This window comes from Kineococcus aridisoli, from assembly GCF_050871885.1.
GTDB lineage: Bacteria > Actinomycetota > Actinomycetes > Actinomycetales > Kineococcaceae > Kineococcus.
On the sequence record NZ_JBJLSF010000064.1, the window covers coordinates 1 to 12,383 of the forward strand.

11 protein-coding genes, 1 tRNA gene and 1 pseudogene are annotated in these 12,383 nt (G+C 76.9%); 4 read left to right on the forward strand and 9 right to left on the reverse strand.

Annotated elements, in window-relative coordinates:
• Positions 1–72 precede the first annotated feature (72 nt).
• The gene (locus ACRYM2_RS16305; RefSeq protein WP_166617563.1) at positions 73–585 is read right to left on the reverse strand and encodes a DUF3145 domain-containing protein; all 513 of its coding nucleotides are present in this window, start codon (positions 583–585) and stop codon (positions 73–75) included.
• Between the two features lie 305 nt (positions 586–890).
• Here ACRYM2_RS16305 and ACRYM2_RS16310 point away from each other — a divergent pair, with 305 nt between their 5' ends.
• Together ACRYM2_RS16310 and ACRYM2_RS16315 are read left to right on the forward strand one after the other, a co-directional pair.
• Positions 891–1,316: a hypothetical protein gene (locus ACRYM2_RS16310; protein WP_432523491.1), complete on the forward strand. Its 426-nt coding sequence runs from the start codon at positions 891–893 to the stop codon at positions 1,314–1,316.
• 41 nt (positions 1,317–1,357) lie between these two features.
• Positions 1,358–2,017 carry a hypothetical protein gene (locus ACRYM2_RS16315; protein WP_432523492.1) on the forward strand — a complete coding sequence of 220 codons (660 nt, stop codon included), beginning with the start codon at positions 1,358–1,360 and terminating at the stop codon, positions 2,015–2,017.
• 174 nt (positions 2,018–2,191) lie between these two features.
• On the opposite strand, the gene efeB is transcribed toward ACRYM2_RS16315, so the two are convergent.
• The 3 genes from efeB to efeU all read right to left on the reverse strand — a co-directional run bounded on the left by efeB (position 2,192) and on the right by efeU (position 5,515).
• The gene (gene efeB, locus ACRYM2_RS16320) at positions 2,192–3,451 is read right to left on the reverse strand and encodes an iron uptake transporter deferrochelatase/peroxidase subunit (protein ID WP_432523493.1); all 1,260 of its coding nucleotides are present in this window, start codon (positions 3,449–3,451) and stop codon (positions 2,192–2,194) included.
• Positions 3,448–4,605: an iron uptake system protein EfeO gene (gene efeO, locus ACRYM2_RS16325; RefSeq protein WP_432523494.1), complete on the reverse strand. Its 1,158-nt coding sequence runs from the start codon at positions 4,603–4,605 to the stop codon at positions 3,448–3,450. The genes efeB and efeO overlap by 4 nt, the downstream gene beginning before the upstream one ends.
• Before the next feature lie 76 nt (positions 4,606–4,681).
• Positions 4,682–5,515, reverse strand: coding sequence for an iron uptake transporter permease EfeU (efeU, locus tag ACRYM2_RS16330; protein ID WP_432523495.1), 834 nt, complete (start codon positions 5,513–5,515; stop codon positions 4,682–4,684).
• Between the two features lie 259 nt (positions 5,516–5,774).
• Here efeU and ilvA point away from each other — a divergent pair, with 259 nt between their 5' ends.
• Positions 5,775–7,070 (forward strand): threonine ammonia-lyase IlvA, encoded by a 1,296-nt coding sequence (gene ilvA, locus ACRYM2_RS16335; RefSeq protein WP_432523496.1) that lies wholly within the window; start codon positions 5,775–5,777, stop codon positions 7,068–7,070.
• A 316-nt stretch (positions 7,071–7,386) separates the two neighbouring features.
• Here ilvA and ACRYM2_RS16340 read toward each other — a convergent pair whose 3' ends face one another.
• Together ACRYM2_RS16340 and ACRYM2_RS16345 are read right to left on the reverse strand one after the other, a co-directional pair.
• Complete coding sequence (locus ACRYM2_RS16340; protein WP_432523511.1) at positions 7,387–7,587, reverse strand: GMC oxidoreductase; 201 nt, start codon at positions 7,585–7,587, stop codon at positions 7,387–7,389.
• 583 nt (positions 7,588–8,170) lie between these two features.
• Positions 8,171–9,742: pseudogene (locus ACRYM2_RS16345) on the reverse strand (GMC family oxidoreductase N-terminal domain-containing protein); the annotation flags it as partial.
• Here ACRYM2_RS16345 and ACRYM2_RS16350 point away from each other — a divergent pair.
• A complete protein-coding gene (locus tag ACRYM2_RS16350) occupies positions 9,663–9,833 on the forward strand; it encodes a DUF4236 domain-containing protein (protein ID WP_432523512.1) in 171 nt (56 codons plus the stop codon). The pseudogene ACRYM2_RS16345 and the gene ACRYM2_RS16350 sit on opposite strands and share 80 nt — an antisense overlap.
• A gap of 73 nt (positions 9,834–9,906) precedes the next feature.
• Here the strand turns inward: ACRYM2_RS16350 and ACRYM2_RS16355 are convergent, their stop codons facing one another.
• The 3 genes from ACRYM2_RS16355 to ACRYM2_RS16365 all read right to left on the reverse strand — a co-directional run bounded on the left by ACRYM2_RS16355 (position 9,907) and on the right by ACRYM2_RS16365 (position 12,380).
• Positions 9,907–10,902 (reverse strand): hypothetical protein, encoded by a 996-nt coding sequence (locus ACRYM2_RS16355; protein WP_432523497.1) that lies wholly within the window; start codon positions 10,900–10,902, stop codon positions 9,907–9,909.
• A gap of 234 nt (positions 10,903–11,136) precedes the next feature.
• A tRNA-Ile gene (locus ACRYM2_RS16360) sits at positions 11,137–11,210 on the reverse strand.
• 33 nt (positions 11,211–11,243) lie between these two features.
• Complete coding sequence (locus tag ACRYM2_RS16365; protein ID WP_432523498.1) at positions 11,244–12,380, reverse strand: XdhC family protein; 1,137 nt, start codon at positions 12,378–12,380, stop codon at positions 11,244–11,246.
• Positions 12,381–12,383: the final 3 nt, after the last annotated feature.

Below are 12,383 nucleotides of genomic sequence, written 5' to 3' on the forward strand. Positions count from 1 at the left end.
CGCACCGCGCGCGGTGCGGGGCCCTGCTGCGCGCGGGCGGCGAGCGGTGCCGCCTCGTGCGGGGAGGGGCCGTCAGCCGACCTGGTGCAGCCAGCGCACGGGGGTGTCGTCACCGGCGTGCCGGAACGCCTCGAGCTCGCTGTCCCACGCCTCCCCCACCGCCAGCGACAGCACGCGCCGCGCGGCCTCGGGGTCGGCCACCGGGCTCTGCAGCAGCTCCAGGGCGGCACGGACGCGGTCCTCGGGCACCTGGACGTTGCCGTGGACGTCGGTGACGGCGTGGAAGATGCCCAGGGCGGGGGTGTGGCTCCAGCGGCCGCCGTCGCAGCCCTGGGAGGCCTCCTCGGTGACCTCGAAGCGCAGGTGCGACCAGCCGCGCAGCGCGGAGGCGAGCAGCGCCCCGGACCCCTGCGGCGCCTGCCAGGAGTACTCCGCGCGCAGGCAGCCCGGAGCGACCGGCTGGCTCGTCCAGTCGAAGGACGCGCGCACGCCGAGGACACCGCCGGCTGCCCACTCGATGTGCGGGACGAGCGCTCGCGGTGCGGAGTGCACGAAGAGCACACCGCGAGTCGTCGCACCGGACATGCCGTTCTCCTCTGCGTCGGTTGAGGGACGTCTTCCCCAACGGCCTCACGCACACAGAGCGACGGAAAGTGGTGTTCTGACTACTTGGCGTGCCTTTCGTACGGCGACATCATGCCGCACGCCACCACGCCCACACCAGCACCACCGCCATCCCTCCACAGCGTGTCGCGCATCGTGACGCCGCCGTGACGCCGTGGTAATCCACGCGCACCGCTCAAGGAGGGCGGTCCGGGTGCCGATGCAGCCGTGAGACCAGTGCAGCGAGCAGCGGGCCGGGCGCCCGCCGCCAGACGTGGGAGGACCCCGTGGACGAGCAGCCGAACCGCACGGCCGGCCGCGCCGCCGCGGGCGAGATCTCCGAGGTCATCCGCCCCGCGGCCATCGTGCCGGAGGAGGCCGCCCGCTCCGTCCTCGTCGAGCTCGCCCTGCGCGACGTGCAGAACGGCGGGGTCTGGCAGGCCGGGCCGTCGCTGTGGAGCCGCTACGACCGCCCGTGGAACGGGCCGGAGAACGCCGCCGGCGCCGAGCTCATCGGCCGCATCCACGTCGCCTACGGCACCCCCACCAAGTACGAGATCACGGTCTACCGCGTCACCGTCACGCTCTTCGGCAGCCAGCTCGGCTGGAGCGTGGAGTCGCTGTGCGACGAGGCGCTCGGCCACGGCGGCCTGCGCCTGCAGGACTGCCCCCGCGCCACGCTCGCCGCTCCCCCGCCGCCCTTCCGGGGCTGACCCGCGCCGCGGCCGTCGGGATCCGGTGACACCATCTCCTGGTGCCCGACCGCTCCGCGGACCCCGGTCCCCAGCCCCGCCGACACCACCGCCCCGCGATGCCCGGCGACGACGCGCTCGTCGCGCTCGCCGGGGGCGTGGACCCCTCCGCCGTCCAGGAGGCCGCCCACGCCGCCGCGAGCGCCCTCGTGCACGGCGCCCGCTCCGCCCAGGACGCCGAGGTGACCCGCCGCGTCGTGCGCCTGGCGCAGGACGAGGGCCTGGAGGTGATCGCCCGGCTGTGGGCGGACGCCCCCGCCGACTCGCTGGCGGGGGCGCTGTGGCGGCTGTACGTGCTGCGCACGTGGGTGCAGCGCCAGCCCGCCGCCGTGGCCCGCCAGTACGCCGAGGGCCGCCACCACGTGCCCGTCCTGGAAGTCGTCGCGGGCGTCGGGGACCCGCCCGGGCCCCGGGAGGTCGTCGCCGTCGTCGACGCCGTGCTGACCGGGGTGGCCGAGGGCGACTTCGCCGTGACCCTCGAGCGCGCGGCGGCCTTCTGCCGCGTCGTGGCGGTCGGGCGCGCCCACCACGCCGACGACGCCGTCCCCCGCGAGCGCGAGGACGCCGCCGCGGCGCTGACGCTCTCGGCCGCGCGCCTGGTGCGCACCGCCGAGCAGCTGGAGGTCGTGGCCGCGCGCTGGCGCGCGGGCGAGCTGGGCTGACGCGCCGCCCGGGGCGGCGGGGATGCCCCCGCCGGGCCCGGCTCGTTACAATGGCAGGGCGTCGGGCCGCGGTAGCCCCGGGTCCCAACTGAAGCCGCTACGAGCGGCGATGCGCCGTGAGGCGCTTCCCGGTCCGGCGCGCCCCTCCTCCTCCGGACCGCCCGGCAGGGCGGGTCAGCCGAAGAGGTCCGCACCCCAGGCGCGGCCCGCGGCGACCCCCGGCGGGCAGGCGAAGATCCCCGATCCGGTGTGCTTGAGGTACTCCGTGAGCGCGTCGCGGGTCCCGAGCCTGCGCTGCAGCGCGACGAACTGGTGCAGCGGGTCGTTGCCGAAGCAGATGAAGAACAGCCCTGCGTCCAGCTGCCCGGTGACGGCGTCCAGGCCGTCGGTGTAGGAGTAGCCGCGGCGCAGCAGCCGCTGCCCGCCGTTGCTCGCGGGGGCGGCCAGGCGCACGTGGGCGGCGACGTCGATGACGGGTCCGCCGCCGGGACCGACGGCGTCCAGGTCGAGCGGGTCCTGCTCGCGGGTGCCGGTGAGCGGCGCACCGGACTCCTTGGTGCGGCCGATGACGCGCTCCTGCTCGCTCAGGGTGGCGCGGTCCCAGGCCTCGATCAGCATCCGGATGCGCCGGGCGACGAGGTAGGTGCCGCCGCGCATCCACTCCTGGTCCACCGCGGGTGCGCCCTCGCCGCCCACCCACACGAAGCGGTCGAGGCCGGCGGTGTCCTCGGCGCGCAGGTTGGCCGTGCCGTCCTTGAAGCCCATGAGGTTGCGCGGTGTCGGCTGCGTAGCGGCGGTGGTCGCCGTGCGCCCGAAGCCCAGCTGCATCCAGCGCACGGCGACGACCCCGCGGCCGATGCGCACCAGGTTGCGCACGGCGTGGAAGGCGACCTGCGGGTCGTCGGCGCAGGCCTGCAGGCACAGGTCGCCGCCGGTGCGCGCGGGGTCGAGCTGCTCACCGGGCAGCGCGGGGAGGTCGATCAGGGCGGCGGGCCGCCGCTCCTGCAGCCCGAAGCGCCCGTCGAAGAGCGAGGGCCCGTAGCCGAGCGTCACGGTGAGGTTCGCGGGCGGCAGCTCGTGCGCCTCGCCGGTGTCCTGCGGCGGCTCGTCCGCGGCGCCGCCGAGCCCACCCGGCCCGCCGACCGGCACGCCGGTCGTCATGGTCGCGCAGGCCTCGCTCCAGCGGGCCAGCACGTCGGCCAGCTCGCCGACGCGAGCGGTGGTGACGTCGAGGGCGGCGAAGACGAGGGAGTCCTGCGCGGGCGTGGTGATGCCGGCCTGCCGGGGACCGTGGAAGGGCACCGTGCGGGGGGCGGCCGAAGCGGGGGTGCCGGGACGGGCGCCGAGCGCGGCCGCCCCGGCACCCAGACCCGCCGCGCCCGCGACGGCCGCGCCGGCGAGGACGCCGCGCCGGGTGGGGCGCACGGGCCTCACCGGCCCGCGGCGCCGACGACCTTGCCGGAGACCTGCGAGAGCGGCTCGGCGAGGGCGTCGACGGCGGAGGCGAGGTCGCGGACCTGGTCCTGCGACAAGGTGGTGTAGGAGACGTAGGACTCGCCCTGCCGGTACGGCGCGAGCGCGGTGGTGACGTCGTCGAAGCGCCGGGTGATCGTCGTCACGAGCTCGGGATCGGTGACCTGCAGCGCCGGGGTCAGCAGGTCGAAGGCCTCGCGGGCGCCCTCGACGTTGGCGGCGAAGTCGAGCAGGTCCAGGTGCGAGTACGCCTCCTCCTCGCCGGTGACCTTGGAGCTGGCGACCTCGTCGAGCAGGCCGCTGGAGCCGTTGGCCAGGTCGGCCGGCTGGTAGGTGGTGGACTGCACGAGGGTGTTCAGCTCAGCGACGTCGGCGACGAGCTGCTGGGCCACGGGAGCCGCCCCCGCGGTGGTGCCCTGCTCGAACAGCGCCTGCTCGATGCGGTGGAAGCCGGTCCAGGTGGCGGGGTCGGCGACGTCGGCGAGGCGGGCGTCGACGCGCGGGTCGAGGTCGCCGAAGCTCTCGGCGACGGTCTCGACGCGCTCCCACGGCACGCGCGCCGGTCCGTAGAGCGCCTTGGCGCGCTCGACGTCGCCGGCCTGCACGGCCGCGGCGAGGGCGTCGGTGGCGGTGACGAGGTCGGCGACCTGCGCCTTGACGTAGTCCTGGTAGCCCTGCGTGGCCGCAGCGAACAACGGGTCCTCGGTGCCGGCGGCGGCAGCCCCGGTGACGGTGAACGGCGAGGTCTCGGTGGCCGCGTTGGGGCACTGCAGCGTGTACTCGCCCGCCTCCAGCCGCAGCGAGAAGCTGGCGGACAGGCCGGGGGTGAGGTTCTCCCGCTCGCCGACGATGCGCCCGCCGGCGTTGACCAGCTCGGCCTCCGTGACGGTCGTGGCGCCGTCGTTGACGACGTCGAAGGTGGCCGCGCCGGCGGGCACCGAGGTGGGCTCGGCCGTGCAGCCGTCGTCGGTGATGCTCACGCGCACCGTGCCCTCGGCGCCGCCGCCGCCCCCGCCGCCGCCCCCGCCGACGGGCTCGGCGCTGCCGCCGCAGGCGGCCAGCAGGACGACAGGGCTCGCGCTGAGGGCGAGGAGGACGCGCAGGGTGCGGGACACGGGGGCCTTCCATCGGGAGGGGTGGCGCAGGGAGGGGTGGCGGAGGGAGGGGTGGCGCGCGGCGGGTCGGGCGGGGTCAGGCGGGGACGGCCGGCGCGGGAGCGGCGGCGCGCCGGCGCGGCCACAGCACGAGCGCCAGCACCGGCACCGCGTACAGCAGCCAGCCGGTGACCTCGGCGAGCGTGGGGCGCGGCTGCCAGCCGAGGACGCCCTGCAGCAGCGCGGCACGCACGGTGCCGGGGGTGACGAGCGCGGACAGGTCGAGGACCTGCTGCTGACCGGCGAGCAGCCAGCCGGCCTCGTAGGCGGTGTGCGCGGCCGACATCACCAGCCCGGCGGCGACGAGGACGAGCAGGGCGCCGGTGACGCGGAAGAGGCGGGCCAGGTCCAGGCGCACGCCGCCGCGGTAGACGAGCCAGCCGAGGACGACGGCGAGCGCGATGCCCAGCGAGGCGCCGATCGCGCCGTCGGCGTGGCGGGCGGAGGCCTGGTAGGTGGCCAGCAGGAAGACGGAGGTCTCCAGGCCCTCGCGCAGCACCGCGAGGAAGGCCATGGCGACCAGGGCCCAGGCGGAGCCGCGGGCCAGTGCCGCGGAGGCGGCGCCCTCCAGCTCCGTCCTCAGGGTGCGCGCGTGGCGCGCCATCCAGACGATCATCCAGGTGACCATCGCGACGGCCACGAGCGCGAGGACGGTCTCCAGCTGCTCCTGCTGGCGCTGGGGCAGCTGCCGGGTGGCGGCCTGCAGGGCGGCCGCGGCGCCCAGGCACAGGGCGGCGGCCAGCAGCACGCCGGCCCACACCAGGCGCAGCGCGCGCGGGCGGCCGCGCTGGACGAGGAAGGCCGCGACGATGCCGACGACGAGGGCGGCCTCGAGGCCCTCGCGCAGTCCGATGACGAACGTGGCGAGCACGCGCGACTCCTTCCGACGGGCCGCGGCCCGGGTCGGGCGGTGCGGGCGGGCGGCGCACTCCAGGTGAGGTGAGCCTCAGCGATGCTAGGGCTGCCTCACCTTCCTCGACGCCACCGGACCCGCCGATGTGGCGCACGTCACTGCGCGGGGCGGAACCGTCCCCGACAGGTGGCGTTGAAGCGCTCAGCCGCCAGCCCCCCGCCGGCCCGCTGCCCGCCCCTGTGCGCGCGGCGGGCTGGGCAGCGGGCAGGATCGGCACATGCAGCTCGACCCCGCGCCACCGTCCGCCCCCGCCGCGGCGCTGCCCACCGCCGTGGACGTGGAGGCGGCCGCCGCCCGGCTCTCCGGCGTCGTCACCCGCACCCCGCTGGCCACGAACGCGCGCTGGTCGGCGGCCCTCGACGCGCACGTGCGCGTCAAGCGCGAGGACCTGCAGGTGGTGCGCTCCTACAAGCTGCGCGGCGCCTACAACCTCGTGGCGCAGCTGAGCGAGGAGCAGCGCCGCAAGGGCGTGGTCACCGCCAGCGCCGGCAACCACGCGCAGGGCCTGGCGTACGCGTGCGCGGCGCTGCGGGTGCACGGGCGCATCTACGTGCCGCGCACCACGCCGCGCCAGAAGCGCGACCGCATCGCCGCGCTGGGGCAGGACTACGTCGAGACGCTCGTGCTGGGCGACACCTACGACGACTCCGCCGCCGCCGCCGCGCGCGACGCGGTGCAGAGCGGCGCCACGATCGTGCCCGCCTTCGACGACGCCCGGACGCTCACCGGCCAGGGCACGGTGGCCGTGGAGGTCGTCGAGCAGCTCGCCGAGCTCGGCGAGGGGCCGCCGGACGTGCTCGTGGTGCCCGTCGGGGGCGGCGGGCTGCTGGCGGGGGTGCTCACCTGGGTCGCCGAGCGGCACCCGCAGGTGCGGGTGGTCGGCGTCGAGCCCGCCGGGGCCGCCTCGATGGCGGCGGCGCTGACGGCGGGCGCCCCCGTGCGCCTGGACGCCCTCGACACCTTCGTCGACGGCGCGTCGGTGCGCCGCGTCGGCGAGGTGACGCACGCGGTGGTCGCCGGTCACCCCGTGGAGCTGGTGACGGTCCCGGAGGGGGCCGTCTGCGTGGAGATGCTCGCGATGTACCAGACCGACGGGATCATCGCCGAGCCCGCGGGGGCGCTGGCGACGGCGGCGCTGGCCGGGGCCGTGCGGGTGGAACCGGGCCAGGACGTCGTGTGCGTGGTCTCCGGGGGCAACAACGACATCAGCCGCTACGCGGAGATCATCGAGCGGGCCCTGGTCCACGAGGGGCGCAAGCACTACTTCCTCGTGGAGTTCCCGCAGGAGCCCGGGGCGCTGCGCCGCTTCCTCGACGAGGTGCTCGGCCCCGACGACGACATCACGCTCTTCGAGTACGTCAAGCGCAGCAACCGCGAGTTCGGGCCGGCGCTGGTGGGGATCGAGATCCCCTCCCAGGAGGACCTGCCGGGGCTGCTGGAGCGGATGGCCGCGGCGCCGCCGTCCTTCGAGCGCATCTCGGCGGCCGAGCCGCTGTACCGCTACCTCGTCTGAGACCGCCCTCCCCGCGCCGCGCGGAAGGGCTGCGGGCCGGCGCGCGTTGAGGCGGTCGTGGTGGTGGAGCTGTTCTCGTCGGCCTTCTGCGCGCCGTGCCGCAGCGCCCGCGCGGTGCTGGCCAGGGCCGGCGCGCTCGTGCCCGCCCTGCGGGTGCAGGAGGTCGACGTGGCCGCGGACGTCGAGCGCGCCCGGGCCGCGGCGGTGACCTCCACGCCCACGGTGCTCGTGCGCGACGCCGCCGGCGCGGAGGTCTTCCGCGCCGCGGGGGTGCCGACGCTGCCCCAGCTGCTCGTGGCCCTGGACCGCGCGGGCCTCACGCCGGGGAGCTGACGCGGCGCCGGGTGCGCCCGGTGACCAGGTGCTCGACGGTGCGCAGCGCGAGCGCGTGGACCGTCAGCACGGGGTTCACCCCGCCGTTGGTGACGTGCACGGACGCGTCGACGACCCGCACCTCCTCGTGCCCCCACAGCCGCCCGAGCGGGTCCACGACCGAGCGGGCGGGGTCGGTGCCCATCCGGCAGGTGCCCGCCTGGTGCTGACCGCCGCTCGGCCCGGCCGAGCCCGCCGACGCCGGCAGCGGCGGCACCCGGTGCACCCGGCGCGCCCCGGCGGCCCGCAGCCACCGCTCGGCCTTGCGCGGACAGGAACTCCTGCCCGCGCCGGTCCTCGGCGTGGACGCCCCCGGAGAGCATCGCGACCGCGTTGCCGTGCCGGTCGGTGGCGCGCGGGTCCAGGCGCACCCGGGAGGCGGCGCCGGTGACCTCCTGCACCGGGCCCACCACCCGCACCAGCCGGCGTCCCAGCGCGCGCAGCCCGGCTGCGGCGTCCGGTCCGTGCGGCGGGACGAACCCGCCGTCGACGAGCCAGCGGAAGGCGTGCGCCGGCGTGGGCACGAACTCGTTGGCGAGCATGCCGCCGCCGACGACGCCGGGGTTGCCGTGCCGCAGGTCGCAGGTGGCGATGGCCGGGCCGGGGCCGAGCAGGTCGACGACCTCGTCGGGGTCGTGGTCGTCGAAGAGGGCGGTCGCGCCGCCGTACACGTGTCCCTGCAGGTGCCGGCCGACCTGGTCGCGGTCGTTGCCCAGCCCGTGCGGCTCCCCCGGGTGCGCGCTGGCCAGCAGCAGCCGCGCCGTCTCGACCGCCCCGGCGGCCAGGACGACCTCGGCGCAGGAGACGGTGCGCCGCCACGTCCGCCCGGGCGCTCCCGCGCTCCCGCCGCCGCCCGCACCGTCCACCTCGCCCACGAGCGCGACGGCGACCACCCGCCCCGACGCGTCGGTCACGAGGCGCTCGGCGCGCGCACCGGTGACGACCGTGCAGGCGCCGGTGGCCAGGGCCCGCGGCAGCGCCGTGGTGTGGCTGCCGCCGCGGGCGCCGACCGGGCAGGCGAACCCCACGCACTGGGTGCAGCGCACGCACGCGGGCCGGCCGTCGCGGGGGCGGGAGTTCACCAGCAGCGGGACCGGCAGCGTCCCCAGCCCCAGCGCGCGGGCGCCGCGCTCCAGCAGCGCCACCTGCGCGGTGGCCGGCAGCGGCGGCATCGGGTAGTCCCGCGAGCGCGGCCCCGCCCACGGGTCCCCGCCGGCGCGGCCGCTGACGCCGAGCTCCCACTCGGCCTCGTCGTAGTAGGGCTCGAGGTCGTCGTGGTCGATCGGCCAGTCCGCCAGGGCGCTGCCGTCGGGGACGCCGTAGCGGGTGGCCATCCGGAAGTCGTCGGGGGCGAAGCGCCAGGCCTGCGCCCCGTACAGGCGGGTGCCGCCGCCGACGGTCATCGCGTTCGCGCCCCAGCGGTGGTCCCCGGGCCGGTGCAGGGAGCGGCCCTCGGGCGTGAGCAGCGAGCGCGGTTCCCGCGGCTCGCCCGTCCCGGCCAGCCCGGACGGCGAGCGCGGGTTGCGCAGGTGGTCGCGGGCCAGCGCGGCGGTGCCCGTCCAGGCGGCCCGCTCCACGAGCAGCACCCGCCGCCCGGAGGCGGCCAGCTTCCACGCCGCGGTCCCGCCGCCGGCGCCGGAACCCACCACGACGACGTCGTAGCGCTCGGCCACCCGCTCCGGCGGGGTGAGCGAGCGCGCCAGGTCGTCGAGCGCGGCGAGGGCGCCGGGGTCCACGTCGTCGACGGTGGTGCCGGGTCGCCAGCCGACCTCGGCCCACGTCGCGGGGTCGGCGTGGTGGACGTCCTGGACCAGGGCGGCCAGCCAGCGGGTCCCCTCGTCGGCGCGCAGGTCCTCCAGGACGGCCAGCCGCTGCTGCGCCGGGGCGGCGGCGAAGCTGGTGCCGCGCGCGGGCGGCCGCCTCGACGGTGGCCAGGGCCCGTGCGGCGCGCGGGGCCCAGTCGGGCCGGTCGCCGGTGAGGACCTCCCGCAGGGCCCGGACGGCGGGTGCGGGGTCGCGGGTGCGGGCGGTGACGGCCTCGACGAGAGCGGTGAGCAGGTCGTCGGGGAGGTGGTCCGGCAGGTCGTCGTCGACGCTGGGCACCCGCGCAGCCTAGGCCGCCCGGGTGCCGCGGGAGCCGCACCGGCACCGCCGCGCCGGTCCGCGCGTTGTCCCCGCAGGTGCCCCGCGACGACCCTGGAGACGACCCTGGAGACGACCGTGCCGCTCTCGTTCCGCTGGTCCAAGCGCCTGGGCAGGGGGTTGCGGCTCAACGCCTCGCGCTCCGGGCTCTCCGTCACCAAGCGCATCGGCCGCGCGACCGTGTCCAGCTCGGGGCGGGTGAGCGTGCGGCTGCTGAAGGGCCTGAACTGGCACGGCAAGCTGTGGTGAGCCGGTGGGGGCGGGCACCGGGACGGCCCCGCCTCCCACCGGCTCACCGGCGCTCACCGGCGCTCGCCGTGCTTCAGGAGCGGTGCCAGAGGACCGCGTGCCGCTCGGAGGAGTAGGGCGAGCCGGTCGACCCGACGACCACCTGCCGGTCGTTGACGTCCTCGGCCGTCCCCCGGTCGGTGATCCGCTCCGCGACGCCCTGGTGCCACAGGTGCACCTCCTGCACGGAGAACTGGCACTGGACGCGGTTGACGAGGACGCGCCCGGCCGCGTCGACGTCGACGGCGGTGGCGTCACCTTCACCGATGCCCAGGTCGCGCACCCCGGCCTTGCTCACCGCGAAGGGCAGGCGGGTCGGGTCGCAGACGGGCATCGGCATCGGCTGGTAGGTCGCCACGATCCGGCCGGCGTCGTTCAGGGAGCCGCCGGTGACGTGCTCCTGGTCGTTGGTCAGCTGCTCGGGGTAGAGCGCGTGCAGGACGGCCGGGGTGACGATCCTGCTCACCCTGCCGTCGCGCCACACCGAGTCGCCACCGAGGACCTGCCGGTGCTGGTTGACGTCGGAGGCGTGCTGCAGGCCCTTCAGCGTCACGAACTCGCCGGTGGAGGTCCGCAGCCTGGCCGTGCGGACGGGCTGGTCGTAGCCGGAGTTGCCGACCACGTCCCCGCGGTCGTTGATGGCGGTCGGCAGGAAGTCCGGCCCGAGGTCGACGAACGCGCCCCCCGTGCGCAGGAAGCCGTGCACGGCGTCGCCGACCCATCGGGTGCCGACGATCTCCCCCCGGTCGTTGACGTCCTGCGGCTCGACGTCGGCGCCGAGGTCGGTGAGCCGGCCGGCGGACCAGCGGAAGCCGTGCACGCCCGTCCCCCCGGGGAGCGTGCCGCTGCCGACGACCACACCGCGGTCGTTGACCGCGGTCGCCGTGCCGGCGACGCCCAGGTCGACGGCCGTCCAGCCGGAGGCCGCGGCGGCGGGTGCGGGTGCGGCGGGTGCGGCCTGCGCGGTCCCGGGAGCCGGGAGCCCGAGCAGCACGGGCACGGCCACCAGGCCTGCGGTGAACTTCCTCATCACGTCTCTCCTCGCCCCCCGGGCCGTCGACGGAGCCGGAGGCTCCACGAACGGCCCTGTCCACAGCCCCGAACGTCCATGAAAGTAGTCGGCCGTCACTCACCGTCGCTGAGCTTTCGTCGACTTGGTCACCCGAACGGCCTATTCAGTGACGGGACGTGACACGACCGGGAGCGCGGCGCCACCGCGCCGACCACGGGGAGGAACGGGGCCGGTCGAGACGCACGGGGCGGGTGGGGCGGGTGGGGCTCGAACCCACGACCGAGGAATTATGAGTTCCCTGCTCTGACCGGCTGAGCTACCGCCCCGCAGGCGCTCATCCTGCCACGCGGCCGGAACGGTCAGCGCCTCCCGCCGACCGTTCCGCCGCCGCCCTCGTGGTGGATGCGCCCCGCCGTGCGCCGCAACGGCTTCCCGCTGCCGCCCCAGCGGGCGGCGGTGATCTCGGCGGCGATGGAGACGGTCGTCTCCTCGGGGGTGCGCGCACCCAGGTCCAGGCCGATGGGCGAGGACAGCCGCGCCAGCTGCTCCTCGCCCAGACCCGCCTCGCGCAGCCGGGCGAGGCGGTCCTCGTGCGTGCGCCGCGAGCCCATCGCGCCGACGTAGGCGGCCGGTCCGCGCAGCGCGAGCTCCAGCAGGGGGACGTCGAACTTCGGGTCGTGGGTGAGCACGCACAGCACGGTGCGCTCGTCGACCTCGGTGCGCGCCAGGTAGCGGTGCGGCCACTCCACGACGACCTCGTCGGCGTCGGGGAAGCGGCGCGGGGTGGCGAAGACGGGGCGGGCGTCGCAGACGGTGACGTGGAAGCCGAGGAAGGCGCCGACGCGGGTCAGGGCGGCGGCGAAGTCGATGGCGCCGAAGACGACGAGGCGGGGCGGCGGGGCGAAGGACTCCACGAACACCTCCAGCTCGTCGTGGCGGCGCTGGCCGTCGGCGCCCAGGTGCAGGCAGGCGGTGGTGCCGGTCTCCAGCAGCCCGCGCGCGTCGTCGGTGACGGCGTCGTCCAGCCGCGCGGAGCCGAGGGTGCCCTCGCGCCCGCCGGGGTGCACGAGCAGCGTGCGACCGCGCAGCTCCGCGGGGCCGGCGACGACGGTGGCGGCGGCCACGGGCCGCCGCTCGCGCACGGCGGCCGCGAGCGCCCGCACCTGCGCGGCGTCGCCGCCGGAGCCGTCGAGGCGGCGCACGAAGACGTCGAGCTCTCCCCCGCACGTGAGCCCGACGGCGAAGGCGTCGTCGTCGCTGACGCCGTAGCGGGTCAGCACGGGCACGCCGTCGGCGAGGACCTGGCGGGCGAGCTCGTAGACGGCGCCCTCGACGCAACCGCCCGAGACGCTGCCGACGACCTCGCCGTCGGCGTCGACGGCCAGCGAGGCCCCCGGCTGCCGGGGCGCGGAGCGCCAGGTGCGCACGACGGTGGCCACGGCCACGGCCCGGCCGCTGCCGGTCCACCGCGCCACCTGCTCCAGGACGTCCCGCACGCG